The sequence below is a fragment of the Saccharopolyspora sp. MMCC62 genome, from assembly GCF_057736575.1.
Map to the genome: position 1 here is coordinate 408,094 of NZ_JBYKCM010000001.1, position 24,847 is coordinate 432,940.

The window sequence follows — 24,847 nt, forward strand, 5'->3', positions numbered from 1 at the left end:
CCGAGGTCGCGCCGGAGCCGGACGCGGGCCGGTCGGCGACGATCTTCGCGGTACCTGGGACATGATCTATTTCAGTCACGGTGACGAAATGATCCGGCGGTGGTAGCCGGTTCAGGCGAGCCGCGGGAACAGCCGGGCGGCGTTGCCGCGTTCGATGACGGCGAGCTCGTCGTCGGAGAAGCCGAATCCGGTGAGGTTCGCGGTGTTGCGGGCCCCGTTGGTCTCGGGCGCGGCGGGCCAGTCGGTGCCGAACAGGATGTGGTCGGTGCCGGTGACCTCCAGGGTCGGCAGCAGCGAGTTGCGGCTGCCCGCCAGGGCGGTCTCGTAGTACAGCGCGCCGAGCGCGGTCCGGATGTGCTCGGGTCCGACCTCGTGGTCGTCGTCGGGTCCCATGCCCATCTCGCTGTGCTCGGCGATGCGCCAGCCGAGGGTGGGCAGCGGTCCGCCGCAGTGCGCGAGGATCAGGGTGAGCTCGGGGTGGCGGCGGAACACGCCGCGGTAGATCCCGTCGATGATGGTGCGAGCGGTGTCGAAGGTGAATTCGCAGACCGAGCTGGGCCGCCCGAGCCCGAGGTGGTCGACGATGACGGGGCTGTCGGCGGGGTGCAGGAACGCCGGGACCCGGCGGCGTTCGAGTTCGGCGAGCAGCGGTGCGTACTGCTCGGAGCCGAAGTAGTGCCCGCCGGTGTTGGAGTTGAGCAGCACGCCGTCCAGGTGCAGCACGTCCAGGGCGTGTTCGAGTTCGGCCAGCGCCGCGTCGGTGCTGCTACCCGGGAGGGCGGCGAAGGCGCCGAAGCGGTCCGGGTGCGCGGCGATGATCTCGGCGTACTCCTCGTTGACGGCGCGGGCGAGTCCGGTGTCGCCGGTGCCGCCGGCGAAGGTCGCGGGCACGGACAGCACTTGGGCGGCGATGTCGTGGCGGTCCATGAAGGCGATGGCGGCGTCCGGCGACCAGTCCACGTCGACCCGGTAGCCACCCGCGATGCGCAGCCCGGAGCGGAACAGCTCGGCGATGGATCCGCCGAGGTAGTGGGCGTGCACATCGATGCGATTGCGCGGCACGGCGACCAACCCTCCCATTAAGAGACACCTTTGTTTCTTAATGTTAGCGCGGTTCGGGAGGCGGGGCCGAGCGCGGTGGGCTCGGGGAATGCTCAGCGGCGGGCGCGCAGGATGCGGCTGGCGCGCAGCGCCCGGGGCGGTTCTCCGTCGAACTCCCCCGATCCGCCGAGGTATCCGGCGACGAGTTCGGTGGCGGAGTGGTCCTCGACCTCGGTGAACCCGAGGTCGTGCAGCTGTCCGGCGATGTCCTCCGGGGTGAACAGGCTGTGCCAGGGTTCGCCGAGGGCGGCGACCCGTTCGGCGCGCTGCCGCAGCCGCGCGCGTTCGGCATCGTCCTCGGCCGGTCGCAGGTAGTCGAAGACGACATCGACGGGCCGGGCTTGACCGGCGACGTAGGCGAGGGTGTCGCGCGCGGAGTCCGGGCTCAGGTAGAACACGACGCCGAGCCAGACGAACACGGCGGGTTCGTCCCGGTCGAACCCGGCGGCGGCCAGTTCGGCGGCGAGCGCGTCGGTTTCGAAGTCGACGGGCACGAAGGTCATGGTGTCGGGCCGCTCGATCCCGGCCTCGGTGAGGCGCCTGCGCTTCCACGCCTGGGTGGCCGGGTGGTCGACTTCGAACACGCGCAGCCCGGGGTGCGGGTTGCGGTAGGCGAAGGTGTCCAGGCCCGCGCCGAGGACCACGACCTGCCGGACGCCGGTTGCGGCGGCCGCGGCCACGCGGTCCTCGGCGAAGCGGGCGCGGGCGGCGAAGAACAGGCGTCGCGGCCGGCTGTCGGGGCGGTCCTCGGCGGGCTCGGCGTAGGCGGCGAGCTCCTCGTCGGTGATGCCGACCAGTGGGCCCGCGACCGGGTCGGTGAGGATCAGCGGCCGGTCGGCGACCTGGTGGTAGGCGCGGGCGCGGGCGGTCGCGAGCGCGGTCCGGCTGGGTTCCTCGGCTTCCATGTCCCCGAACCTACTCAGGAACGCGCCCCGGGCGCGGTGAACCCGGCCACGCGATCAGCGGGCGAACTTCGCGATCGCCGCCGGGGTGACGGGGGTGAAGAAGTTGACGAGGTTGCCGTCGGGGTCGCGGAACAGCAGCGACCGGTTGCCCCACGGCATCGTGGTCGGTTCGGCGACGAACTCGGTCACGAGACTGGTCAGGTTCCGGTGCACCGCGTCCACGTCGGCGACCAGGAACTCGATGATGACGCTGCGGTTCTCGCCCGGGTGCGCCGAGCCGGGCGCGAACAGCGGGACGGTGCGGGTTCCGGCGAGTGCGAGGGTCGCCGAGGGGGCGCTGATCTCGGCGAAGTCCTCGGTGGCCCAGGCCGCCGGGATGCCGGTGGCGCGCTCGTAGAAGTCGACGAGGCGGGCGACGTCGGCGGTGATGATGCGGATCGATGCGAAGTCCACGGGTGCTCCTCCAGGGGGCGGTTGCTCGTTCGACCGCACGCTACGAGCGATACCGGGCGGAACCCGCCCGGTATCGGAGGGAGAATCTCGGACGTGCCCCGACCCACCGCCCGCGTGCTGGCCCTGCTGGAGCTGTTGCAGTCGGGCGGGACCCGTCCGGTCGCCGAGCTGGCGGACCGGCTGGGGGTGGACGAGCGCACGGTGCGCCGCTACGTCGATCACCTGCTGGACCTGGAGGTGCCGGTGGAGTCGGTGCGCGGCCGCTACGGCGGCTACCGGCTCGCCGCCGGGCACCGGTTGCCGCCGCTGATGCTCACCGATGAGGAGGCGCTGGCGGTGCTGCTCGGCCTGGTCGCCGGACGCCGGGCCGGGCTGGCCACGGCCACGGGCGCCTCGGGCGAGACGGCGGCGGCGAAGATCCGGCGGGTGCTGCCGCAGCGGCTGCGGGACAGGCTCGACGCGGTGCTCGGCGCGCTCGCCTTCACCGCCCCGGCCGGAGATCCACCGGTGCCGGAGGCCGCGGTGCTGCTGGCGCTCGCCGATGCGGTGCGCCACCACCGGCCGGTGTCGATCCGCTACACGGCCGCCGACGGCAGGCGCAGCGAGCGGACCCTGCACCCGTACGGGCTCGTCGCCCACTCGGGCCGCTGGTACGTGACCGGTGCCGATCCGGGGATCGGGGAGGACCGGAACTTCCGGCTGGACCGCATCTCGGCTGCGATGCCGCTGCCCGGCGCGTTCGCCCCGCCCGGCGAGGTGGATGCGGCGCAGCGGGTGCTGACCGGGCTGGCCACCGCTCCGCACCGGCACGAGGTGGTGCTGCTGGTGCAGGGCGAGGCCGAGCAGGTCCGCGGCGGGCTGCCCGCGGGGCTCGTGGTCGTGTCGGAGGGCGCGGGCGAGCCGGGCTGGTGCCGGGTGGAGTTGCGGGCGGAGCGGCTCGACTGGGTGCCCGGCGTGCTCGCCGCCCTGGACCTGCCCTTCGCGGTCGAACGTCCCGCCGAGCTGCGCGAGCACGTCGAGGCGTTCGCCGAGCGCCTCGCCCGCTCGGCGCGCAGACGCCCACCTGGAACGACCGGCGACCGGTAGGGCGCTCTCACCGCAGCCGGGCGAGGTCGCGGGCGGCGATCCGCGCACCGTCGGCGCGGACCCGGCCGGCGAGGTGCCGGGCGCGTTCTGCGCAGGTGAGCGCGGTGCGCAGCGCGTCGGTGAGGGAGTCCGCGGTGGGCGTGCCGGGATGCGCGGCGCCGAGGCCGAGATCGGTGACGCGCCGGGCCCAGTAGTGCTGGTCGTAGACCTCCGGCAGCAGGACCTGCGGGACTCCGGCGCGGGCGGCCGCGGTGGTGGTGCCCGCACCTCCGTGGTGCACGACGGCGGCGACGCGCGGGAACAGGGTCCGGTGGTCGAGGTCGTCGACGAGGAGGTGGTCCCCGGCGGGCGGATCGAGCCCGGCCCAGCCGCGGGAGATGATCGTGCGGCGCCCGAGCCTGCGGGGCGCCTCGACCGCGACCCGGGCGAGATCGTCCGCGGCGGCGGGCCTGCTGCCGAGTCCGAGGTGCACCGGTGGGTCTCCTGCGTCGAGGAAGTCGACGACCTCGCGCGGCAGCGGGCGGTGTTCGGGCGGCAGCCACGCCCCGGTCTGGTGCACGTCGTCGCCGGGCCACGGGGCGAGCACCGGGTCGGCGGCCAGCCACGGCCGGTCCCCGAACACGTGGGCGCGCACGCCGCCGATCGGCGGGAGCCCGGCCGAGGCGCGGTGGGTGCGCAGCGGTGCGCCCCAGGTGGTGTCCCACCGGTGTTCCTCGGCGGCCCACAGCTGCGCGTTGCCGCCTGCGGGGTGCTGCGGCCAGCCGGGCCACGGCGCGGGCGGGTGCTGCGGGGACGGCAGCGTCGCCGGGCAGTAGTGCGCGTGGACGTAGCGGCTCCCGGCGAGTTCGGCGGCCGAGCGCACGCCGATCGCCAGCGACCCGGTGCCCACCAGCACGTCGGTGCCGGCGGCGGCCGCGGGCAGCACGGCGAACTGGGCGGCGACGGTGTCCTCGGCGGCGCGGCGCCGACCGGCATCGGTGCTGAGGTCCCAGCCGGAGCCGCGCATCGGCGGCCCGAGCGCCAGCACCGGCACCCCGAGCCGTTCGGCGTGGTCGTGGAAGTCCGGTGGCACCGCGACCTGCGCGCGGTGCCCGTCGTCGAGCAGGGCGCGCGCCAGCGCCAGCAGCGGCTGCACCTCGCCGCGCGTTCCCATCGTGGCCAGCAGTGCTCGCATCCGGACCTCCGGTCGTCCTCGGGGCGCAGGTCAGCCGCGCGGGGGCAGGGGCATCGGCACGGCGGGCAGGCCGTCGATGCTGGTGACGTTGTGCTCCTTGGCCGCGCAGTAGGCGGCGAACTCCTCGTCGGTCTTGCGGCCGAAGTGCCGGGCGTGCAGGTCCCGGTCCGCGCGGTGGTCCATCAGCGGGACGGCGAACCCGCAGGAGTCGCTGATGCGGTCGGCGTCGACGAGCACCACCGCGCGCAGCCCGGGCGCGTCGGCGTCGCCGAAGTGCTCGACGAGCGGTCCGAACCGCGGGTCGTCGCGGAAGATCGGGGTGCCGCGGCCGTGCACGCGCAGCACCTTCGGTGGCCCGGTGAACGCACACCACATCAGGGTGATGCGGGCGTTCTCCCGCAGGTGCGCGATGGTCTCGGCGTGGCTGCCGCCGAAGTCCAGGTAGGCGAGGGTGTGCTCGTCGAGGACGACGAGGGTGCCGGAGCGGCCCTTCGGGGAGAGGTTGACGTGCCCGTCACCGGACAGCGGTGCGGTGGCCACGAAGAACACCGGCTGTTCGACGATGAACGCCCGTAATCGCTGGTCGAGGCGTGCGTAGGTGGTTCCCATCCGTCGATTGTCACCGGCGGATCAACCGGTTCGCGGTCTCGCGGCCGGAGCCGGTCCAGGGTCATGTGCCCAGGACCCGGAGCCGGTGACGTGTCCTGGGCGGTTCGTCCCGGACAGCTGCAGCGGGAGCAGCCCGCGTCGGTGAGGTCGTCCGGGAGGTGTGGGGGCGCTGATCGGGGTCGGGGCGGGCGATCCCGGTGGTCGGGTCGGTGGCATCCCCGATGTTCTGGGCGGGCCGATGTCCGAAGGTGGTGGGCGTGGGAGAACCAGGGGTGCATGAAGTGCAGGTCCACGGGTGCACCTCGACGCGGGAGGTGCTGGCGTGGCAGGAGCCGATCGGGTTGCTGCTGTGCCCGGAACCGGAGCACCGGGGGCCGTGCGAGGTGCCGTGGACGTGCACCGTCCGCGACACGGGCGAGGGGGTGTGCCTGGTCGTGGTGATCATCGCGTCGAGCGAGGTCGCCGAGCAGGTCGGCGAGCGGGTCCGGGCGCTGACCGGGCGGGAAGTGGTGCTGCGTCCGGGTGATCCGGCGGAGTACGAGGTGCTGGTCGAGCAGTACCGCATCGAGCGCGGGGCGCTGCCGGGCTGAGGTGGGGCATCCGGTTCACGGTGGTACCCGTGCCGGTTCGAACCCCGGGAATAGATGTCGATCATGAAATGTTGCCGGGCTCATGACTACTGACATGATCGACGGCGCGGCCGTCCCGCTGCTCGACGCCGCCCGCACAGCGGCGAAGCAGGCGGCGGCCGAAGCCGCGGCCACCGAACGGGATCGGCGGATCACCGACGCCAGTGCAGCCGCCGCCCGGGCCGCGGGCGCGTTCGCCCTGGGCGTGCGCCGGGCCGACGGCGGGCTCGAAGCAGGACTGAGCACGCGGGTCCGGTTCTTGGCCGAGCTCGGGCGGGGCTGTCCGTCGACGGCGTGGGTTGCGGCCACGACCTACGAAGCGAAGAGCCTGCTGCAGATCGGCACCACGGACGAGGCGTACGCGGACGCGTTCCGCGACGTCGACGACGTGGTGTGCTCCTCGGCCCGCACCGGCACGGCCGTCCGCGAGCCCGGCGGGCTGCGCATCTCCGGGCGGTGGCCGTACGCGTCGGGCTGCGAGCTGGCCGAGTGGGCGATGCTGTCGGTGCAGCTGCCCGCCGAGGGTGATCGCCCGGCGCAGCCCGCCGCGGTGTTCGCCCGCACCCGCGATCTCACCGTCGAGCGGGACTGGAACATGGCGGGGCTGGGCGGCACCGGCAGCCACACCCTCGTCGGCGAGGACGTGTGGATCCCCGACACGCACCTGCTGGATCTGGGGCGGATCGGGGCGGCGCTGTCGAACCTGGCGATCGCGGTCGGGTTGTTCGCCCCGCTGTGGGGTGCCGCGCGCGGCGCGCTGGACGTGGTGACCGAGGTCGTCGGCAAGCGCACCTCGCCGAATCCGGGGCATGCGTCGATGGCCGATTCACCCGGGGCCCGCCGGAACCTGGCCGTCGCCGCGCACCGGATCGAGACCGCGCGGCGGCGGATGCTCGGCGTCGCCGAAGCCCTCGAATCCGCCTCGCCCGGCGAGGCCCTCCCCGCTGAGGAACGGGCCCGGTTGCGGATGGATCTGATCACCGCGGTGCGCGAGTGCCGCAGCGCGCTGGAGGAGCTGCTGGACCTGCACGGTTCCAGCGGGCTGGACGCCGCGAACCCGCTGCAGCGGTTCTGGCGGGACTTCGCGGTCGGGTCGCGGCACGTGCAGTTCACCTCGCACGTCGTCGAGGACGACTACGGCGTCCTGCTGCTCGGCTTGGATGCGGCGCCGTCCGGACTGCTCTGAGGCCCGGTTGCCGGGGAATGCGGTGCCCGCGTCCGCTCGGCGGGACGCGGACACCGCTGCGGGGATCAGCGGTCGGCGAGGACCTTGCCCGCGTCGCGGGCGGCGGCCTGCGCGTCGGCGTGCTGCTGCTCGGCGAGGTCGCGCAGTGCCTCCATCGCGGGGTTGCTCGCGGCGAGGGTCAGCTCGCGCTTGATGAAGGTGAGGTCGGCCTGCCAGACGTCGCCGAGGATGCGCTGCAGGTAGGGGCTGGAGTGGTCCCAGCCGTCGCGCGGGGTGCCGGGGCCGTAGCCGCCGCCGATGGTGGTGATCAGGACCGCGGGCTTGCCCGCCAGCAGCGGGTCGGTGGGTCCCGCGCCCGCGATGACCAGGTCTGCCCAGGTCTTGAAGTGCTGGGAGACGCCGAAGTTGTACATCGGCACGGCGAAGACGGCCGCGTCGGCGTGGCGGAGTTCGTCGGCGAGTGCTGCCGCCAGGCCGAGGGCGTCCCGCTGCTGCGGGGTGCGGTCGGTTTCGGGGGTGAATCCGGCGGTGGTGGCCGACGTCCACGCGTCGGCGGGCAGCGGTTCGGCGCCGAGGTGCCGCCGGGTGATCGTGGCGCCGGGGTGGGCCGCGGTCCATTCGGCTTCGGCGAGGTCGGCGAGCTCGGCGCTGGTGGAGGTGCCGGGCAGGATGCTGGCGTCCAGGCGGAAGAGGTTCATGCGTGCGGCTCCTTGCGGTGGTGCGGTGCGTGACCCGTCGTCACACCCGGAAGATTAAACGGACCGTACCCCGCTTTTGTTCCGGGGTAGGTTCGCCGGTGTGGATGTCGTGCCCTTCGGGAAGCCGCGCGCGGAACGCGCCGACGCGGTGCGCAACCGCGAGCACCTGCTGGCGGTCGTGCGCGAGCTGATCGCGGAGCACGGCGTCGAGAAGGTGACCATGGACGGCTTGGCCGAGCGCGCGGGCCTGGGCAAGGGCACCGTGTTCCGGCGCTTCGGCAGCCGCGCCGGCATCTTCCGCGCCCTGCTGGAGGACGACGAGAGCCGGTTCCAGCAGCAGGTGCTCTCCGGGCCGCCGCCGCTGGGGCCCGGCGCGGGCCCCGCCGAACGGCTCATCGCCTACGGCCGGGAGCGCATCCCGTACCTGCTGCGCCACCACGCGTTCGCGCAGGCCGCCGCCGGGCCCGGTCGGCCGGACATCCACTCCGGGGTGAGCCTGACCCGGCTGCACGTCCGGATGCTGCTCGGCGAGGCGGGCGTGCCGGAGCCGGACGGCCTCGCGCTCCAGCTCTCGGCCGCGCTGGAAGGCCCGGTGCTGTTCTACCTGCGCCCGGACGCGGCCGAGCCCGCCCCGGGCGCGGAGCTGCGCCTGGTCGAGAGCTGGCGGACGTTGGTCGAACGCGTCCTCATCGACGACGCGCGGAGCTGAGCGTCCCGCGGCTCGTCGACCGCCTGCTCCGGCTCGGTGAAGCCGACGACGTGCCCCGCGCGTGACGAGCACGCGCTCCGGCGACGGCTCAGCGGGGTACCGGTGCTCCTCACAGCAGGCTGAGCTGGGTCGCGCGGGCCTTGCGCGGTGCGGGGGTCTCGGCTCGGGTGACGGCGTCGCCGAGGCCGGTGAGGAACGGCGACGGGGTGCGGTCGCGGACCTGGCCGTGGCGGGTGCGCCGCGCGGCGCCGGTGAGCCACAGGTGGTCCTGGGCCCGGGTGACGCCGACGAAGAACAGGCGGCGTTCTTCGGCGAGCTCCTCGGCGGTGGGTCCGGTGCCGGGCCAGCTCAGCGGCAGCAGCCCGTCCTCGCAGCCGACGAGGAACACCACCGGGAATTCGAGGCCCTTCGACGCGTGCAGGGTCAGCAGGGAGATCGCTTCGGCGCGCGGGTCGAGTGCGTCGACCTCGGCGCCGAGCAGCACTTCGCGGCGGAACCGGGCGAGGTCGTCGCCGCAGCGGGCGGCGAGCGGGGTGAGCAGTTCGACCGCGCCGTGCACGTCGGCCTGGGCGTCGTCGGGGACGCTGAACACGACGGTGGTCGCGGCGGCCCGCAGCTTGTCCAGGGCGCTGCCGTCGCGGTCGGCGACGTGGGCGAGTTCGGCCAGCAGCAGGTCGACGCCGGCGCGGGCCGACAGCGGGTCGTGGGAGCGCTTCTGCACGGGCAGCCCGGCCCGGGCGAATTCGTCGAGCAGCACGCGGGATTGGGCGTCGGTGCGGTAGAGCACGGCGATGTCGTCGAACCCGATGCCGCCGGTCCCGTCGCCGGTGACGCGGCCGCTGTCGAGGGAGTGGAACGAGGAGCCGCCGAGCAGCCTGTCGATGGTGCGGGCGACGAAGGCGGCTTCGGCGCGTTCGTCGGCGGCGTCGTGGCGCACCACGCGGTGCGCGTCGCGGTTCGAGGCGGCGTGCAGGGCCCGGCCGGGCACGAGGGTGCTGGGGGCGATGGCGCGCACCGCGGTGTCGATGATGTGGCTCCCGCTGCGGTAGTTGCGGGTCAGCCGGTGCACGGGCGCGCTCGGGTAGTCCTGTTCGAAGCGCAGGAAGAACCCGACGTCGGCGCCGCGGAACGAGTAGATGGCCTGGTCGGGGTCGCCGATGGCGGTCAGGTTCGCCCCGGCGGGGGCGAGGGCGCGTAGCAGCCGGTACTGGGTGTCGTCGACGTCCTGGTACTCGTCGACGGTGATCCACCGGTACCGGTCGCGGTAGGTGGCGGTCAGCCGCGGGTCTTCGTCGAGCAGCCGGACGGGTTCGGTGAGCAGGTCGTCGAAGTCGACGAGGTCGAGTTCCCGCAGCCGCGCCCGGTAGCGGCCCGCGGCCTCGGCGTGCTCGGGGTCGGTGCGGCCGCGGGCGAGCGCGCGGGCCGCGGCCTCGTCGCCGGTGATCTCGGTGAGCACCTCGTGCTTGCGGGTGGTGTCGGCGACGCCGAAGGAGGCGGTGAGCCCGAGGCGGTCGTGGTGCTCGCGCAGGAAACCGAGCCCGAACGAGTGGAAGGTGCCGACGGTGATCGCGTCGGCGTCGGGGCCGATGAGCGCGTGCAGCCGTTCGGTGAGTTCGTCGGCGGCGCGGCGGGTGAAGGTGATCGCGAGGCAGTCCCGCGCGGGCACGTCGCGTTCGAGGACGAGGTGCGCGAGGCGGTGGGTGACGGTGCGGGTCTTACCGGTGCCGGGCCCGGCGACGATCAGCAGCGGCCCTTCGGGGACTTCGGCGGCGGCGCGCTGGTCGGGGTCGAGTCCGGCGAGAACCCCGTGCGTCGGTGTTCCTGGTGGCGCGGCGGGGGTTTCGGTCGGTGCCGGGTGCTGTTCGGGTTCGGCGGCGACGGGCCGCCGGGGCGTTTCGGCGGGGGTGAACAGCTCGTCGCCGAACAGACTGTAGGAGTCGCCGTTGCGCAGGCGGGCGAGTTCGGCGGGCTGGAACACGCGGATGGTGCCGTACTCCCCGTCGAAGCCCGCGTCGCGCACGACCTCGCCAGCGCGCAGCCGTCCGATGGCTTCGGCGACGCGCGGGTCGCTGCGGTGCAGCTCGTCGAGCGGCACGTCGTCGAGAATGCCAAGTTCGGGCCCGTGGGCGGCGACGAGGTCGGACACGGCGCCGAAGACCTTCTTGCTCTTGGGCCCGACGCCGTGGATCTCGCCGACGATCTCCGGCAGCGGGATGAGGTTGCGGAACCCGGCGGCTCCGGCGGGCCGGACGCCCGCGGCGCGGTCGGCGAGGTCGTCGACGCGGTGCTGCACGCCGACCGTGAGCGGTTTTCCGCATTCCGGGCACCGTCCGGCGCGGGCTTTGGTGTCGGCGGGTTCGAGGCGCACTCCGCACTTGCGGTGCCCGTCGAGGTGGTACTTGCCCTCTTCGGGGAAGAACTCGACGGTGCCCGCGAACCCGTCGCGGGTTTCCAGGGCGCGTTTGATGGCGTGGTAGTCGAGGTCGGTGTCGAACACGGTGGCCTCGCGCCCCAGCATCGGCGGGGAGTGCGCGTCGGAGTGGCTGACCAGGGTGTAGCGGTCGAGCCCGGATACGCGCCAGTTCATCTCCGGGTCGCTGGAGAGCCCGGTTTCGAGGGCGAAGACGTGCCCGGCGAGGTCCCGGTAGGCCTCGTCGACGGAGTCGAACCCGGCTTTGGAGCCCAGCACCGCGAACCACGGCGTCCAGATGTGGGCGGGCACCAGGTAGCCGCCGGCTTCGAGGGTGATCTCCAGCAGGTCGCGGGAGTCGAGCCCGAGGATGGGCCGTCCGTCGGAGGCGAGGTTGCCGATGCGCCCGAGGCGGCGGGAGAACTCCTCCGCGGCCGCGAAGTCCGGCATGTAGCACAGGTGGTGGATCTTGCGGGTGTGCTCGCCGTACTTGTAGATCGTCGAGATCTCGGAGGAGAGCATGAACCGCACGTCGCCGCCGCAGTTCGCGGGCATCGCCGCGGTGATCTCCCGGTCCAGCTCGGGGCGCAGCCGCAGCAGCCCGGGTTCGGCGGGTTCGAGGACCTCGCGCAGGTGCGCGAACCAGGCGGGGTGGGTGAGGTCGCCGGTCCCGACCACGGCGATCCCCTTGCGCCGCGCCCACCAGGTCAGGTGCTCGATGTCGCAGTCCTTGCTGCACGCGCGGGAGTACTTCGAGTGGATGTGCAGATCGGCGTGAAAGCGCACCCGACGATCTTGCCAGGCCGCCGTCCGGTGCCCGGCCGGTGGGTTTCACGAATGCGGCCCGGTGGGGTGGTGCGTCCCAGTAGGGTCGGCGGCGCTCGCCGGATCACTGGGGTGGCGGGCGGTCCAGGCACTCGACCGCGTCTCCGGCCGGACCGGGCCGCGGCCGCGCGCCGTGCTCGTCGGGAGGATTCCTCGTGCTGCTGCTGACCGCTGATCTGGTGCTGCCCGGCCCGGACGGGGACCGGGTTCCCGACGGCGCGGTGCTGGTGGAGGGGTCCACGATCGTCGCCGCCGGGCCGCGCGCCGAACTCGACCGGCATCCGGGGGCCGCAGGTGCGCGGCGCCGCGACTTCCCGGGCGCGACGATCCTGCCCGGCCTGATCAACGGGCACGCGCACCTGGTGTGGGACGCGAGCATGACGATGCTGCAGAACTACTTCGACGCTGACGACACCGAACTGCTGCTCGGCGTCGTGAGCCGCTCGCAGCAGGCCTTGCGCGCCGGTGTCACGACGCTGCGCGACCTGGGGGATCGGCGCGGCCTGGTGCTGCGAGTACGGGACGCGGTCAATGGCGGCGAACTCACTGGTCCACGCCTCCTCTGTTCCGCCGCGCCCCTGACACCGCCGAAGGGGCATTGCTGGTTCTTCGGCGGCGAGGTCTCCGGAGTCGACGCGATCCGCGCCCAGATCCGCCACAACGCCGAGCTCGGCGCCGACGTCATCAAGGTGATGGCTTCCGGAGGGGAAACGACCCCGGACTCCCCGCCGACGTGGGCGCAGCAGTTCAGCGCCGAGGAGTTGCGCGTCGTGGTCGCCGAAGCCACCGCCGCCGGCCTGCCCGTCGCCGCGCACGCCCACGGCTCCCAGTCCATCGCCGACGCCGTCGCGGCCGGGGTGTCCACCATCGAGCACTGCTCGTGGCTGGGTGCCGAGAACTCCGGCCCGGATCTGCGCGAGGACGTCGCACGCGAGATCAGCGCCCGCGGCATCGCCGTCTGCCACGCGTACCCGCCGGACTGGCGCGGCTTCGCCGAATTCGTCGGCGAGCAGCGGTTCCAGGCCGCGTTGGACCGGGTGCGCTGGATGGACGGGTTCGGCGTGCACTTCCTGCCCGGCACCGACGGCGGCCTGCCGACGTCGGTGTTCGACGACTACGCCGGGGCGCTGTCGTACTACGTGGAAGCGGTGGGCTGGACACCGGGCCGGGTGGTGGAACTGGCGACCTCCGGTGCGGCGGCCGCCCTGGGCCTGGAGCGGGTGGGCCGGGTGGCCGCGGGCTTCGACGCGGACCTGCTCGTCGTCGACGGCGACCCGAGCGCCGACGTGCACGCCCTGCACCGCCAGCGCCTCGTCCTCGCCCGGGGTAACCCGATCACCCCGGCCTGACCGGCGCCCCACCGGTGTCGCGGCGGGGCGCCGGGCGGGCTCAGCGGGCGAGCGCGGGTTCCGGGAGGGCGCGCAGGGCCTTCTTGTCGACCTTGCCGATCGGGGTGGTCGGCAGCGCGGGCATCGGCACCACCTCGTGCGGGGTGTAGTTCGAGCCGAGTTCCGCGGTGACCGCGTCGGGCACGGCGTCGAGGTCGATGTCCTCGCCGACGAGGAACAGCCGCACCCGTTCGCCCACGGCCTCGTCGGGGATGCCGACGGCCGCGGCGTGGCGCACGCCGGGCAGGGTGTGCAGGAAGTCCTCCAGCAGGCGGCTGTAGACGTTCCCGCTCGCCTCACCGGTGACGATGATGTCCTTGGCGCGGTCCACCAGGTACAGGTAGCCGTCGGCGTCGAGGTAGCCGATGTCGCCGGTGCGCAGCCACCCGTCGGCGTCGACGGCGTTCGCGGTGCGCTCGGGGTCGTTCCAGTAGCCGAGCATCCGCATCGGGTTGAGCGAGCAGACCTCACCGGCTTCGCCCTGCGGCAGCACCGCGCCGTCCTCGCCGCGGATCTGCACCTGGGTGCCGGGGAAGGGGCGTCCGCAGCTGCGCCACAGCGGGGAGGCGTGGTCGGCGGGGTCGGGCAGCTCCTGCGGGGGCATGGTGACGATGCCCGCGCACTCGGTCTGCCCGTAGCCCTGGGCGATGATCGGGCCGAACATCTCCACGGCCTGCCGGAGCCGTTCCGGTGCGACCGGTGCCGCGCCCAAGGTGAGCTGCCGAAGCGAGGGCAGCGCGCCCGGGGTGCACTCCGGGTGGTCCAGCAGCTGGTACAGCATCGGCGGGACGAGCATCGTGGCGGTGATCTTCTCGTCGCGCAGAGCGGTGAAGGCGGCGTCGGCGTCCCATTCGGGCAGCACCAGCAGCGGTGAGCCGGTCATGAAGGCGTGCAGCATCGTCATGTGCCCGCTGGTGTGGGTCAGCAGGGTGACCGCGAGGACGCGGTCCTCGCCGGTCGCCCGCTGGGCGCGCATCATCTCCGCCATGGCCGCGATGGCGTCGTAGGGGGCCCTGCCGTGGGCGGCGAGCTTCGGCTTGCCGAGGGTGCCGCCGGTGTAGAAGACGGTGACCGCCTCGTCCGGGCCGGGTTCCGGTGCGGGCTCGGGGCGGTGCGCGGGCTGTTGCGCGGCGAGCGCCAGCAGGTCGGCGTCGGTGAAGGAGTCGGGGGCGGCGCCCAGGCTCAGCAGCGCGGGGGTGGTGGTGCAGCGTTCGGCGGCGCGCAGGGCCTGCTGCCCGTGCGCGGGGTCGACGACGATGATCCGCGCGCCGGACTGGTCGACGAGCCCGGCGAGTTCCCCGGGGCCGGGTTCCGGGGGCAGCATCACCGCGCGGCAGCCGATCAGGTGCACCGCGAGCACCACCAGCGCCGATTCCGCGCGGTTGGTGAGGAACAGCCCGACGGCGCCGCCGGGCGCGAGCCCCTGCTCGCGCAGTGCGTGCCCGATCTGGAACAGCAGGCGGCGGGCCTGTCCGCGGGTGAGCCGCACCGCGCCGTCCACGATCGCGTCGCGTTCCTCGTCCTGCTCCCACTGGGAGAGAATCCGCTCTAAGTACATACCGGGTGGGAACGTGGCATTGGAAATCACCGGGGTATGCAATCACGCGGTAACACCTCCGACTTCCAGAACCCTGCGCCCACGCCCCAAAAAAGCCGGTTCGTCCTATTCGGCCGGTCCCTGGGCCGGCAGCGGACGGTGCCCCCTCGAAACGGACCCACTCCGCACGACATTCGGGCCCCGGTCGCGTTGCACGCCGCGCACGGTGGTCGAGCTTTGGTGTGGTGCCGCGGAAACGCCGCCGCCGGTGCTGGCGTGGGCTGAACACCGCTTCGATCATGGCGTTCCCCTTGACCAGGAGGTGTGCCATGCCGACCGCGAACGCATCGAGCGTCCGAGGCCAGGAACTCGGCGAACAGCTGCGCGTGTTGCGCTCGGAATCCGGGCTGAACATGGAGAACGCCGCGCGCCGGATCGACATGTCCGTCAGCCAGCTCAGCCGCATCGAGGGCGGCCGACGGCGCGCCGCACCCGAAGTCGTGGCAGCGCTGCTGGCCACCTACGGGGTCACCGGACGCCGCCGGGCCACTGCACTCGCACTCGCCCGTGAACACGACGCGCACGGGTGGTGGCGACGCGACAGGCCGGACTTCCCGGAGCGGCAGCGGACCTTGATCTCGCTGGAGTCCAAGGCCGAACGCATCGTGAACTACACGACCGTCGCCGTCCCGGGGTTGTTGCAGACCGGCGAGTACATGCGCGCGACCCTCGAAGAGGCCTCGATGCTGCCGGGCGATCTCGTCGAAAAGCGCATGGAGACCCGGATGAGTCGCCACGCTGCCGTGTTCGACACGAGGGCCTGTTCCGTGGTCGCGCTCATCGACGAACTGGTGCTGCACCGAAGGGTGGGAGGGCCGCACGTACTGGTTCGGCAGTTGGAGCAGCTGGTCTACTGGTCGACGCGTGCGGAGGTCACGATTCGCGTGCTGCCCAACGAGCGGCTGCCGCCCGGAGGGGGCGGTTCGTTCCAGTTGATCAGGCAGCGCCGTGGTCACGACGTCGTGTTTCTCGAACACCTCGGATCGAGCCTGTTCGTCGAGAACGCGCACGACGTCGCCACGTACCGCGACGCCGTGCGAGGAATGCTCGATCTTGCGCTGGGCGAGGAGGATTCGGTTCACTTGATCGAGGACGTCGCCCGGAACATCCATGCGGAGGCGGGACATGAGCACATCCTTTGAGCCGGAGAACCTCACCTGGCGCAAGAGCAGCCGCAGTCTCACCGAGGAGTGCGTGGAAGTCGCGGCGCTGCCGGCGCGCGTCGCGGTCCGCGACTCGAAGAGCCCCGGCGGCGCGGTCCTGCTGTTCAGCCGCCGCGCCTTCCGCCAGTTCCTCCAAGACGTCCGCATCCGCGACGAGGACACCCTCGCCTGAACACCCGCAGGTGAGTGGCCCGTTCGCCCAACCCCGTGGGGCGGATGGGCCACTCACCTGTCCGGAATTCGGACGCGCAAGCGTTGCGGAGGTGGCAAGCCGTCGGGCTCGCGGGTGGTCCCGGGAAAAACACCGCCGCGGGTGCGGGGCGAACCGGCTCGGCGGGTCGATCATGGCCGCTTCCCGAGTCGAGGAGGTGCGGGCCGTGGCACCGCAGGAGATCACCGTTCGTGGACAGGAACTGGGCACGTGGCTGCGGACGTTCCGCACCGCGGCGGGCATGTCGCTTGCGGCGGCGTCCGCACGCATCGACTGGTCCACCGGCCAGCTCAGCAGGGTGGAGAGCGGGCTGCGCACGCCGCGCGTGGAGGCGGTCGCCGCCCTGCTGGCGGTCTACGGCATCACCGGTGCGCGGCGCACCAGCGCGCTCGCGTTGGCGCGCGACCAGGGCCGCGACGGCTGGCGGTACCCGGATCGCCCGGACTTCCCGGAACGCCAGCGGACCCTGATCTCCTTGGAGTCGCGGGCCACCAGCATCGTCGGCTACGAGGGCATGCTGGTGCCGGGCCTGCTGCAGACCGGTGAGTACACGCGTGCGTTGATGTCGGATTCCGGGCTGGTCGCACCGGATGCGGTCGAGGGCCGGATGGTGACGCGGCTGGACCGGCATCGGCTGCTGCGCCGCGATGACGCCCCGCCGCTGGTCGCGATCATCGACGAACTGGCGCTGCGACGGGTGATCGGTGGGGTGGACGTGCAGCGCCGCCAGCTCGAACACCTCTTGGATCTGGGGCGCTGGCCGCGGATCCGAATCCACGTGCTGGCGAACTCGGGAGCGCACGCGGGGGTGAACGGTTCGTTCGCGCTGCTGCGGCAGGCCGACGGGCCGGACGTGGTGTTCCTGGAGAACCTCACCTGCAGCCTGTTCGTGGAGGACCCGGCAGAGATCGCGACCTACGAGTCGGCCGTTCGGAACCTGTTGACCCAGGCACTCACTCAGACACAATCGAGTGAAGTGATTGCCAGCCTGGCAACAGTGATGGATGGGGAGACCGACCGCGCGTGGAGCCCACCGACTTAACCCACCTGACCTGGTCCAAGAGCAGCTACAGCGGCACGCAGGAGAACTGCGTCGAAGTGGCCCGCACCGCGCGGCTGGCGGTGGTGCGGGATTCGAAGAACCCCGGCGGCGGGGTGCTGGTGTTCGGTGCGCAGGCGTTCGGCCTGTTCTTGCAGGACGTGCGGGCGCGCGACGAGGACACCCACGCCTGAACGGCCCGTTCGTCCGGGGTGGTCGGGCGAACGGGCCGTTCGCTCATGTCACCGGGCTGCGGCGGGCCTCGCGGACGGCGAGGAGACCGCCTGCGGCGGGGATCAGGGCGAGGAGCCTGGCGCGGACGGGTGTCGGGGTGGCCCAGGTGGCGGCGATGGTGAGCAGGTAGGCGCAGCCGTGGATCGGGCCGGTGGCCGAGGCGACCGGCGCCCAGTGCACGGTGGCGAGATTGACCAGCAGCACCAGCAGCGAGGCTGCTTCGACGAGGGCGGCCGCGCGCAGCAGGCGGAGTTCTCCGCGCATCCCGGTCACGCCCCCGTCGTCGAACCGGGCCGGATGATCATGAGCACGACCACGACCGCCCACAGCAGGTTGAACATCCCGGTGCTCATGCCCAGCCGCGCGGGCAGCCGGGACGCGCCCACCGCACCGGCGTCACCGGCCAGCTCCAGGGCGCGGGATTGCGCGGGCAGGATCACCGCCACCAGCAGGGCGGCGGCCGCGGCGGTCAGCACGATCGAGGTGATCAGCCACGCGTCGCCGAGCACCCCCAGCTGCAGCGCGGTCGCCAGCCCGAACACCGGCACCACGATCCCGACCATCGCGTACGCCCGGCACAGCCGGTGCAGGGCGCGCAGCACCCCGGTCGCGGCCGGGTCGGTGGCGGCGCGCAGGTAGCGGGGGAACGCGCTGCCCGCGACGGCGACCGGGCCGATGGCCAGGACCGCCGCGAGCACGTGCACGCTGAGCAGGAACTTCGTCACGAGGGGCTCTTTCTCTCCGAGGGTCGGAGGGAAAGCTAGTCGGCTGCCGCAACACCCGGCAGTGGCGTGATCGCCAACAACCACCGGATTCTCGCCACTGCGAGCGGATGCGGGGCGCTGGCAGGCGAGTCAGTTCCGGGTGATCCGCAGCAGGCGGTAGTCGCCGCGGTGTCCCGCTTCCAGCTCGATGTCGCCGGAGTCCGGGCCGAACCCGATCTGCTGGTTCGCAGCGCCGGTACCGGGGATGGACTCGACCTCGACCGCGAGGGGCCGGTAGGACGGATCCCCCTGGCCGGCCTCGTTGATCGCACCGATCCGCTGCTGCAACCGGGCGGCGTAGGTGCTGTCGGGTTCGTTGTCGGTGAGCACGAACGCGCGGCTGCCGGTGCCGAGCACGTGGTCCAGGGCCGTGGCGAGATCCGAGCCCGCCGCTGCCATCGTCCACGGCCCCGGATGCGGGACGAACACGTCCGTGTTGGGCACGTGCTCGCCGAACGAGGTGATCGAGTCCGCGTGCAGCATCACCGCAGCGTCGAGGACCATCTGGCCGTCCAGGACGCGCCGGATCGCGCTCTCGTTCATCTCCGGGTCGTAGGCGAACACGTTGCTCCGCCTGTTCGCCAATTCGGCCAGGAACCGCCCCTCGCGGGGGTGTGGTCCGCTGACCGCACCCGTCACGGTGCTGCGCGACAGGTCCTGCAAGACGAAGTAGTCGTCCGAGTCGACCTTCGCCGCGAGGCCCTGCCGCTGGGCGGGGGTCAGGTCCTGGAACTCCGGACGTGCGGTGATCTGCTCCAGCGTCACCTGCTCGGGGTTGTCGGCATCTTGGTAGTCGATGACGGTGCGCTGCACGGGCGTCGCGTCGCCGCGGGGCGGGCGGTCACCGAGCAGCCGGGCGACCGCGGCGTTGCCCACCACCCGCTGCAGCGCCGCGACGCCGTGCGGCCCGTGCGCCCCCAGGGCGGCGACCACGTCCTTCTCCGCGTCCCGGCCCGACGGGTGCCCCCGCCGAGGTCGTGCCGCAGCCGAGCGCTGATCGCGAGTACCACGCATCGAGTCCTCCCCGGACGGACGTGATCGACATGCGAGCCCACCGTCGCCGCCCCCGGTGCGGCCCGGAAAGGGACGAAAGGGCACCACCGGGGGCAGAACCCCGGTACGCGACCGGGGCCGCGACGGGGTACCGGTCAGCGCGACCGGCGGATCTTGACGGTGGAGTCGATGCGGGTGGTCTCGGTGCCGTCCGGGGCGGCCTGGATGCGTTCGTGCTCGGTGCAGACCTGCACCTCCCACCGCCGGTCGGCGAGGCGCAGGGAATCCACGACCTCCTGCGGGGTGGGGAAGTGCACGTCGGGGTGCGGATTCGTCTCCCACTCCGGCCAGCCGCAGTGCCCTTCGACCAGCAGGGTGCCGCCGGGGGCGACGGCGTCGGCCGCGCGGCGCAGCACCTGTTCGCGGGGCAGTTCACCCCAGGAGTGCAGGAACTGCGCGGAGACCAGGTCGAACTCGCCTTCCGGGAAGTCGACGGCCAGGTCGACCTCCCGGAAGGTGATGCGCCGGTCCAGGCCCGCGTCGGCGGCGCGGGTGCGGGCGCGGTCGAGGACGACGGGGGACAGGTCCACGGCGGTGACCTGCCAGCCGCGGCCGGCGAACCACAGCGCGTCCCCACCCTCCCCGCAGCCGAGGTCGAGGACCCGGCCCGGCGGCAGGTCGGCGACCTGCTCGACGAGGGCGGTGTTGGCCTCGCCGCTCCAGTAGTGCTCGGCCCTGCTGTACATCTCGTTCCACAGCTGCACTTCGGCGGTGCGGTCGCTCATCGGGTGCTCCTCGGGGTTCGGTTCAGCGGTTCGGTTCAGCGGAGTTTCGCGGCGGGTTCCCGCGAGTCGTGCAGGGCGCGGCGGGTGTCGGCTTCGACGAGGTCGGCGTTGACCTGGGCGGCGACGTTCGCCCCCGCGGCGGCGGCGCCGATGACGTTGCCGGTCAGGTCGGTGACGTTGCCCGCCGCCCACACCCCGGGCACCGCGGTCGCGCCGGTGGCGTCGGCGGGCAGCCGGGTACCGACCAGGACATCGCCGCGATACACCGGTTCGGTGCCGAACCCGAGGTCGGCCAGGGCGCCGAGGCGGGCGGTGAACAGCGGCGCCACGACCAGCGCGTCGCAGGTCAGCAGCCGCCCGTCGACCTCGACGCCGGTGAACCGGTCCTCGTCCACCCGCACGCCCTGAACCGGGCCGGGCACGACGGTGATGCCGCGGGCGTCGAGCTTCGCGCGATCGTCGTCGCCGAGTTCGCCGAGGGTGTGCTGCAGCAAGGTGACCTGCGGGCTCCACTGCCGCCACAGCATTGCCTGGTGCAGCGACATCGGACCGGTGCCGAGCACGGCGATGTGCCGGTCGCGGACCTCCCAGCCGTGGCAGTACGGGCAGTGCAGCACCTCCCGGCCCCACCGCTGCGCCAGCCCCGGCACCGGCGGCAGTTCGTCGACCAGGCCGGTGGCGATCACCAGGCGTGCGGCGGTGACCGTGCTGCCGCCGTCGAGGGTGAGCCGGAACCCGCCGCCCGGTGCGCGTTCGGCGGCGACGACCTCACCGCCGGTGAACTCGGCGCCGTAGCGTTCGGCCTCGCCGCGCCCGGCCGCCACCAGTTCACCCGGCGAGGTGCCCTCGCGGCCCAGGTAGTTGTGCACGCCGTCGGCGGGGGCGTTGCGCGGCTCGCCCGCGTCGATGACGAGCACGCTGCGCCGGGCCCGTGCCGAGCTCAGCGCGGCGCTGGTGCCCGCCGCGCCACCGCCGACCACGACGATCTCGTAAGAGCGGTCCTGCAGATCCATGGGAATCCCTCCTCTGCAGCAGATGCTCCCCGCCCCACGCCGATCCGACAAAGAAAATTGCCGCAACAGCAAACGGCACGTCGTCCGCCCGACCAGAGTCCGCCCAAAGTCCCCTCAGCCGAAATCCCAGCGCTGCAACCGCAACGACCGCCGCATCGCAGGCACCCGCACCAACCCCCGATAAGCACCCCGCACCGGCCCCGACAACACCGGCGAACCCGCCAGCAAGCCGATCACCGACTCATCCCGCACCGGCCGCACCCCCGCGACCAGCCCGCCCACGTCCTCCACCGGCCAGCGGAACACGAACCCGGCGCGCTGCAGCGCCCGCACCCGCCGCGACAACCCGACCATCCAGCCGGCCACCCCGTCGAACACCACCCGGCCCGCCGCGCAGCGCGCCACCACCCGCTCCAGCAGGCCGCGCACCTGCTCCCGATCCAGGTACATCAGCAGGCCCTCGGCGACCACCAGCGTCGGCCGCCCCGGCTCCACCCGCTCCCACCACCCCTGCTCGGTCACCGAGGCACCGATCACCACCACCTGCGGCGGCAGGTCGTAGACCTCGCGCCGCAGCCGCGCCACCTCCGGCTGATCCACGTCGAACCACACCGACCCCGCGGGCGGCCGCACCCGCAACGGCCGGCTGTCCAGCCCGCAACCCAGGTGCAGCACCTGGCCCTGCGGGTGCGCGGCGAAGAACTCCTCGACCTGCCCGTCCAGCCACCGCGCCCGCGCCGCCACCAGCGGCGCATCGCCCCGGCCGAGCGCGAACCTCCGGAAATCGTGGTCGATGCGCCGCACCAGGTCCGCCGCGAACGGATCACCCAGCAACGGCCGCCGCGACGCCGCATCGCACGCCCGCAGGTACAACGTCACCAGCGACGTCTCCGACACGCCCGCCCCCCGCACCCCGCCACCCCTTCCCGCCCGGCACCACCGCGTTGCCGGAGCCCGCGCCCTCGGAAACACTCACCCCATGCCCCTGACCGGTGACTACCTGCCCAGCCCCACCCGGTGGGTCCGCGACCAGGTCGCCGTCGTCGAATCCTCCGGCGGCACCGAAGGCACCGTCCTGCACGGTGCACCGATCATCGTCATCACCAACCGGGGCCGCACCACCGGAGCCCTGCGCAAAGTGCCGGTGATGCGCGTCGAACACGACGGCCACTACCTCGCCGTCGCCTCCTACGGCGGCTCCGCCCGCCACCCCCGCTGGTACCACAACCTGCGCCACCACCCCCACGTCGAAGTCCAGGACGGCCCCCGCAAGCAGGACATGCACGCCCGCGAACTCACCGGAGCCGAGAAGAACGCGTGGTGGCACCGCGCCGTCGACGTCTTCCCCCAATTCGCCGACTACCAGGCCAAGACCGACCGCGATATCCCGGTGTTCCTCCTCGAACCCCTCACCTGACGCACCCGACCGGAACCCCGAACACGACGGAGGGGCCCCGCCGGCAACCCGGCAGAGCCCCTCCGTCAGCGCACCGCTCAGATCAAACCGAGCCCGCGCACCGCGTCCCGCTCCTCGACCAGCTCGTTCACCGAAGCGTCGATGCGCTCCCGCGAGAACTCGTCGACGTCCAAGCCCTGCACGATCTCGAACCGGCCATCCTTCGCGGTGACCGGGAACGACGAGATGATGCCCGCAGGCACCCCGTACGAACCGTCGGACACCACACCCGCCGACGTCCAGTCACCCTCCGGGGTGCCGTTGACCCAGGTGTGCACGTGGTCGATCGCCGCGTTCGCCGCCGACGCCGCCGACGACGCACCACGAGCCTCGATGATCGCCGCACCGCGCTTGGCGACCGTCGGGATGAACTCATCCGCCAGCCACGACCGCTCCACCTGCTCGGCCGCGATCTTCCCGCCGACCTCCGCGTGGAACAGGTCCGGGTACTGCGTCGCCGAGTGGTTGCCCCAGATCGTGAGCTTCTTGATGTCGGTGACCGTCGTACCCAGCTTCTGCGCCAGCTGCGTCAACGCGCGGTTGTGGTCCAGCCGCGTCATCGCCGTGAACCGCTCCGCGGGCACGTCCGGAGCGTGCGACTGCGCGATCAGCGCGTTGGTGTTCGCCGGGTTCCCGACCACCAGCACCTTCACGTCATCCGCGGCACCCGCGTTGATCGCCTCGCCCTGCGGCTTGAAGATGCCGCCGTTGGCCTCCAGCAGATCACCGCGCTCCATCCCCTTGGTGCGCGGCCGCGCACCCACGAGCAGGGCCACGTTCGTGCCCTGGAACGCCGCGTTCGCATCGTCGAACACGTCCACGCTGCTCAACAACGGGAACGCGCAGTCGTCGAGCTCCATCGCGGTGCCCTCGGCCGCCTTCACGGCCTGCGGGATCTCCAGCAAGCGAAGCTTGATCGGGGTGTCGGCCCCGATGAGCTGCCCGGAAGCGATCCGGAACAGCAGCGCGTAGCCGATCTGGCCAGCGGCACCGGTGACGGTGACGGTGACGGGCGCTTTGGTCATAGGAGGAATCTTTCCTGCTCGCCGGACGGTTACCGACCGCGATGCTATCCCGCACCCGGCGCCCCGCACGCGCCGCCGCAACGGATCACAACCCGCACCCGCCCGGACCGATTCAGCACCCGCCCGAGCAGGCGATCAACCCAGCACGAAATCACTCGGCCGCACCCGCGGCACCTGCACCACCGCGTCGAACGCCGCCGCCACCGGAGTCGCCACGAACCCCTCCGCATGCCGGATCGACGACGGCCCCTCCCGCAACCCCCGCACATCCACCCCGACCGCACCCCGCCCCGCCAACCACGCCTCCACGCTGCCCACCTCGACCGGAGGCAACGGAGCCTCGTGCAACCACAACCCGCCCGGCGCCGCCGCATCCATCGTCAACCCCGTCGTCGTCCCCGCCTCGCAGGTCACCGCCACCGCCCGATACCCCGCACCCAGCACCGAATCCAGCTGCGCACCCGCAGGCACCACCTCCGCACCACCACCCACCGGCAACACCACCCGCTGCGCATGCCCGTTGTGCACCAGCAGCACGATCCGCGAACCCGGCCACCGCTCCAACAACCACCGCACCACCCCCGCCATGTACGCATCCCGCGACACCATCCGCGCACCACCCGCCACCAGCTCCCGCATGAACTGCTCCAACGCCCACACACCCCGCGCCGACCAGTACGCCACCGCATGCCGATCCCGCTCACCCACCGCACCCGCCACCCGCGCCAGCAGCTCACCCACCACCGCACCCACCGCATCCCGCTGCGCACCGCTCAACGCCGCATAACGACCCATCGCCAACCCGCTGTGCACCGCGGCGAACGACCCCACCGCCCGCCGCGCCCGCTCCAACACCGCCGACCCACCCGGATCGGCCACCGCCAAGAACTCCGCCAACACCGGCCACACCCGATCCGCACCACCCGACGAACCCGGCAGATCCACCCCCGCGAACCGCACCCCGCCCTCGAACGACCGCACCCAGCTCAACAGGTCCCGCACCTCGGCAGCCTCACCGAACCGGTAGCACAACCCCCGAGCCGCGACCTCCGCCACCGGCGCACCACCCGAACGCACCCACTCGTCCACCGCCAACCCCTCGGAGAACCCCGACTCGAACGCCACCACGTCGAAACCCGCCCGCTCGACCAGCAACCGCGCCACCCGGTGCCGCACCCACCCGAACTCCCGCACGTCGTGGTTCGACTCACCCACCGCCACCACCCGCGCGTCCCCGACGACCTCCAGCAACGGCTCCAGATCGTCCAACGGCGCCACCGGATCCAACGACCCCAACTCGAACCGCACGCGCATCCCCCCGAACCCGGGCCAGGGGAGCGGCCCCCGGCGGAAGCGCAGCCTAAACCGACCGCACCACCCCGCCACAACTCATT

26 protein-coding genes are annotated in these 24,847 nt (G+C 72.8%); 10 read left to right on the forward strand and 16 right to left on the reverse strand.

The genetic code is table 11. From position 1 onward, the window contains the following. Positions 1–111: 111 nt before the first annotated feature. From AC29IT_RS01900 to AC29IT_RS01910, 3 genes are all read right to left on the reverse strand, one after another. The gene (locus tag AC29IT_RS01900) at positions 112–1,080 is read right to left on the reverse strand and encodes an amidohydrolase family protein (protein ID WP_488217606.1); all 969 of its coding nucleotides are present in this window, start codon (positions 1,078–1,080) and stop codon (positions 112–114) included. A gap of 74 nt (positions 1,081–1,154) precedes the next feature. After that, on the reverse strand, positions 1,155–2,006 hold the full coding sequence (locus AC29IT_RS01905; RefSeq protein ID WP_488217607.1) for a class I SAM-dependent methyltransferase: 852 nt from the start codon (positions 2,004–2,006) through the stop codon (positions 1,155–1,157). A 54-nt stretch (positions 2,007–2,060) separates the two neighbouring features. Further along, a complete protein-coding gene (locus AC29IT_RS01910; protein ID WP_488217608.1) occupies positions 2,061–2,459 on the reverse strand; it encodes a VOC family protein in 399 nt (132 codons plus the stop codon). 93 nt (positions 2,460–2,552) lie between these two features. On the opposite strand from AC29IT_RS01910, the gene AC29IT_RS01915 reads away from it, so the two are divergent. Then, the gene (locus AC29IT_RS01915; protein WP_488217609.1) at positions 2,553–3,545 is read left to right on the forward strand and encodes a helix-turn-helix transcriptional regulator; all 993 of its coding nucleotides are present in this window, start codon (positions 2,553–2,555) and stop codon (positions 3,543–3,545) included. Between the two features lie 7 nt (positions 3,546–3,552). Here the strand turns inward: AC29IT_RS01915 and AC29IT_RS01920 are convergent, their stop codons facing one another. Then, entirely contained in the window at positions 3,553–4,719 is a 1,167-nt protein-coding gene (locus AC29IT_RS01920) for a glycosyltransferase (protein ID WP_488217610.1), read from the reverse strand. A gap of 30 nt (positions 4,720–4,749) precedes the next feature. After that, positions 4,750–5,328, reverse strand: coding sequence for a pyridoxamine 5'-phosphate oxidase family protein (locus AC29IT_RS01925; RefSeq protein WP_488217611.1), 579 nt, complete (start codon positions 5,326–5,328; stop codon positions 4,750–4,752). A gap of 257 nt (positions 5,329–5,585) precedes the next feature. On the opposite strand from AC29IT_RS01925, the gene AC29IT_RS01930 reads away from it, so the two are divergent. Together AC29IT_RS01930 and AC29IT_RS01935 are read left to right on the forward strand one after the other, a co-directional pair. Continuing rightward, positions 5,586–5,918 (forward strand): hypothetical protein, encoded by a 333-nt coding sequence (locus AC29IT_RS01930; protein WP_488217612.1) that lies wholly within the window; start codon positions 5,586–5,588, stop codon positions 5,916–5,918. Positions 5,919–6,000: 82 nt separating this feature from the next. Continuing rightward, on the forward strand, positions 6,001–7,143 hold the full coding sequence (locus AC29IT_RS01935; RefSeq protein WP_488217613.1) for an acyl-CoA dehydrogenase family protein: 1,143 nt from the start codon (positions 6,001–6,003) through the stop codon (positions 7,141–7,143). Between the two features lie 65 nt (positions 7,144–7,208). Here AC29IT_RS01935 and AC29IT_RS01940 read toward each other — a convergent pair whose 3' ends face one another. Further along, positions 7,209–7,841: an FMN-dependent NADH-azoreductase gene (locus tag AC29IT_RS01940; protein ID WP_488217614.1), complete on the reverse strand. Its 633-nt coding sequence runs from the start codon at positions 7,839–7,841 to the stop codon at positions 7,209–7,211. A gap of 100 nt (positions 7,842–7,941) precedes the next feature. Here AC29IT_RS01940 and AC29IT_RS01945 point away from each other — a divergent pair, with 100 nt between their 5' ends. Then, positions 7,942–8,550 carry a TetR/AcrR family transcriptional regulator gene (locus AC29IT_RS01945; protein ID WP_488217615.1) on the forward strand — a complete coding sequence of 203 codons (609 nt, stop codon included), beginning with the start codon at positions 7,942–7,944 and terminating at the stop codon, positions 8,548–8,550. A gap of 109 nt (positions 8,551–8,659) precedes the next feature. Here AC29IT_RS01945 and AC29IT_RS01950 read toward each other — a convergent pair whose 3' ends face one another. Continuing rightward, positions 8,660–11,746 (reverse strand): UvrD-helicase domain-containing protein, encoded by a 3,087-nt coding sequence (locus AC29IT_RS01950; protein WP_488217616.1) that lies wholly within the window; start codon positions 11,744–11,746, stop codon positions 8,660–8,662. A gap of 194 nt (positions 11,747–11,940) precedes the next feature. Between AC29IT_RS01950 and AC29IT_RS01955 the strand changes: the two genes are divergently transcribed. Then, complete coding sequence (locus AC29IT_RS01955) at positions 11,941–13,134, forward strand: amidohydrolase family protein (protein ID WP_358446655.1); 1,194 nt, start codon at positions 11,941–11,943, stop codon at positions 13,132–13,134. 40 nt (positions 13,135–13,174) lie between these two features. Here the strand turns inward: AC29IT_RS01955 and AC29IT_RS01960 are convergent, their stop codons facing one another. Beyond that, positions 13,175–14,731, reverse strand: a complete 1,557-nt coding sequence (locus AC29IT_RS01960) for a class I adenylate-forming enzyme family protein (protein ID WP_488217617.1) — start codon at positions 14,729–14,731, stop codon at positions 13,175–13,177. Positions 14,732–15,039: 308 nt separating this feature from the next. On the opposite strand from AC29IT_RS01960, the gene AC29IT_RS01965 reads away from it, so the two are divergent. From AC29IT_RS01965 to AC29IT_RS01980, 4 genes are all read left to right on the forward strand, one after another. Continuing rightward, positions 15,040–15,912, forward strand: coding sequence for a helix-turn-helix domain-containing protein (locus AC29IT_RS01965; RefSeq protein ID WP_488217618.1), 873 nt, complete (start codon positions 15,040–15,042; stop codon positions 15,910–15,912). Next, positions 15,896–16,105 carry a DUF397 domain-containing protein gene (locus AC29IT_RS01970; protein WP_488217619.1) on the forward strand — a complete coding sequence of 70 codons (210 nt, stop codon included), beginning with the start codon at positions 15,896–15,898 and terminating at the stop codon, positions 16,103–16,105. Before AC29IT_RS01965 ends, AC29IT_RS01970 begins: the two co-directional genes overlap by 17 nt. 205 nt (positions 16,106–16,310) lie before the next feature. Then, a complete protein-coding gene (locus tag AC29IT_RS01975; RefSeq protein WP_488217620.1) occupies positions 16,311–17,186 on the forward strand; it encodes a helix-turn-helix domain-containing protein in 876 nt (291 codons plus the stop codon). Further along, the gene (locus AC29IT_RS01980; RefSeq protein WP_358446642.1) at positions 17,168–17,377 is read left to right on the forward strand and encodes a DUF397 domain-containing protein; all 210 of its coding nucleotides are present in this window, start codon (positions 17,168–17,170) and stop codon (positions 17,375–17,377) included. The genes AC29IT_RS01975 and AC29IT_RS01980 overlap by 19 nt, the downstream gene beginning before the upstream one ends. A gap of 43 nt (positions 17,378–17,420) precedes the next feature. Here the strand turns inward: AC29IT_RS01980 and AC29IT_RS01985 are convergent, their stop codons facing one another. The 6 genes from AC29IT_RS01985 to AC29IT_RS02010 all read right to left on the reverse strand — a co-directional run bounded on the left by AC29IT_RS01985 (position 17,421) and on the right by AC29IT_RS02010 (position 21,869). Then, positions 17,421–17,681, reverse strand: a complete 261-nt coding sequence (locus AC29IT_RS01985) for a DUF3817 domain-containing protein (protein WP_358446664.1) — start codon at positions 17,679–17,681, stop codon at positions 17,421–17,423. A gap of 5 nt (positions 17,682–17,686) precedes the next feature. Then, positions 17,687–18,142: a hypothetical protein gene (locus tag AC29IT_RS01990; RefSeq protein WP_488217621.1), complete on the reverse strand. Its 456-nt coding sequence runs from the start codon at positions 18,140–18,142 to the stop codon at positions 17,687–17,689. Positions 18,143–18,271: 129 nt separating this feature from the next. Next, complete coding sequence (locus AC29IT_RS01995) at positions 18,272–19,195, reverse strand: hypothetical protein (protein ID WP_488217622.1); 924 nt, start codon at positions 19,193–19,195, stop codon at positions 18,272–18,274. Positions 19,196–19,329: 134 nt separating this feature from the next. After that, positions 19,330–19,959, reverse strand: coding sequence for an SAM-dependent methyltransferase (locus tag AC29IT_RS02000; protein WP_488217623.1), 630 nt, complete (start codon positions 19,957–19,959; stop codon positions 19,330–19,332). 35 nt (positions 19,960–19,994) lie between these two features. Further along, entirely contained in the window at positions 19,995–20,972 is a 978-nt protein-coding gene (locus AC29IT_RS02005) for an NAD(P)/FAD-dependent oxidoreductase (RefSeq protein WP_488217624.1), read from the reverse strand. Positions 20,973–21,086: 114 nt separating this feature from the next. After that, positions 21,087–21,869: a class I SAM-dependent methyltransferase gene (locus AC29IT_RS02010; RefSeq protein WP_488217625.1), complete on the reverse strand. Its 783-nt coding sequence runs from the start codon at positions 21,867–21,869 to the stop codon at positions 21,087–21,089. Positions 21,870–21,951: 82 nt separating this feature from the next. Here AC29IT_RS02010 and AC29IT_RS02015 point away from each other — a divergent pair, with 82 nt between their 5' ends. Continuing rightward, positions 21,952–22,389, forward strand: a complete 438-nt coding sequence (locus tag AC29IT_RS02015; RefSeq protein ID WP_488217626.1) for a nitroreductase family deazaflavin-dependent oxidoreductase — start codon at positions 21,952–21,954, stop codon at positions 22,387–22,389. Positions 22,390–22,466: 77 nt separating this feature from the next. Here the strand turns inward: AC29IT_RS02015 and AC29IT_RS02020 are convergent, their stop codons facing one another. Beyond that, complete coding sequence (locus AC29IT_RS02020; RefSeq protein ID WP_358446351.1) at positions 22,467–23,453, reverse strand: malate dehydrogenase; 987 nt, start codon at positions 23,451–23,453, stop codon at positions 22,467–22,469. Between the two features lie 135 nt (positions 23,454–23,588). Then, a complete protein-coding gene (locus AC29IT_RS02025) occupies positions 23,589–24,761 on the reverse strand; it encodes an erythromycin esterase family protein (protein WP_488217627.1) in 1,173 nt (390 codons plus the stop codon). Between the last annotated feature and the right edge of the window lie 86 nt (positions 24,762–24,847).

Excerpts from the sequence above, each read along its gene's own strand:
- AC29IT_RS01900 (WP_488217606.1), bottom strand. The coding sequence starts at position 1,080 with ATGGGAGGGTTGGTCGCCGTGCCGCGCAATCGCATCGATGTGCACGCC.
- AC29IT_RS01905 (WP_488217607.1), bottom strand. The coding sequence starts at position 2,006 with ATGGAAGCCGAGGAACCCAGCCGGACCGCGCTCGCGACCGCCCGCGCC.
- AC29IT_RS01920 (WP_488217610.1), bottom strand. The coding sequence starts at position 4,719 with ATGCGAGCACTGCTGGCCACGATGGGAACGCGCGGCGAGGTGCAGCCG.
- AC29IT_RS01925 (WP_488217611.1), bottom strand. The coding sequence starts at position 5,328 with ATGGGAACCACCTACGCACGCCTCGACCAGCGATTACGGGCGTTCATC.
- AC29IT_RS01935 (WP_488217613.1), top strand. The coding sequence starts at position 6,001 with ATGACTACTGACATGATCGACGGCGCGGCCGTCCCGCTGCTCGACGCC.
- AC29IT_RS01940 (WP_488217614.1), bottom strand. The coding sequence starts at position 7,841 with ATGAACCTCTTCCGCCTGGACGCCAGCATCCTGCCCGGCACCTCCACC.
- AC29IT_RS01960 (WP_488217617.1), bottom strand. The coding sequence starts at position 14,731 with ATGTACTTAGAGCGGATTCTCTCCCAGTGGGAGCAGGACGAGGAACGC.
- AC29IT_RS01965 (WP_488217618.1), top strand. The coding sequence starts at position 15,040 with ATGCCGACCGCGAACGCATCGAGCGTCCGAGGCCAGGAACTCGGCGAA.
- AC29IT_RS01970 (WP_488217619.1), top strand. The coding sequence starts at position 15,896 with ATGAGCACATCCTTTGAGCCGGAGAACCTCACCTGGCGCAAGAGCAGC.
- AC29IT_RS01985 (WP_358446664.1), bottom strand. The coding sequence starts at position 17,681 with ATGCGCGGAGAACTCCGCCTGCTGCGCGCGGCCGCCCTCGTCGAAGCA.
- AC29IT_RS01995 (WP_488217622.1), bottom strand. The coding sequence starts at position 19,195 with ATGCGTGGTACTCGCGATCAGCGCTCGGCTGCGGCACGACCTCGGCGG.
- AC29IT_RS02000 (WP_488217623.1), bottom strand. The coding sequence starts at position 19,959 with ATGAGCGACCGCACCGCCGAAGTGCAGCTGTGGAACGAGATGTACAGC.
- AC29IT_RS02005 (WP_488217624.1), bottom strand. The coding sequence starts at position 20,972 with ATGGATCTGCAGGACCGCTCTTACGAGATCGTCGTGGTCGGCGGTGGC.
- AC29IT_RS02015 (WP_488217626.1), top strand. The coding sequence starts at position 21,952 with ATGCCCCTGACCGGTGACTACCTGCCCAGCCCCACCCGGTGGGTCCGC.
- AC29IT_RS02020 (WP_358446351.1), bottom strand. The coding sequence starts at position 23,453 with ATGACCAAAGCGCCCGTCACCGTCACCGTCACCGGTGCCGCTGGCCAG.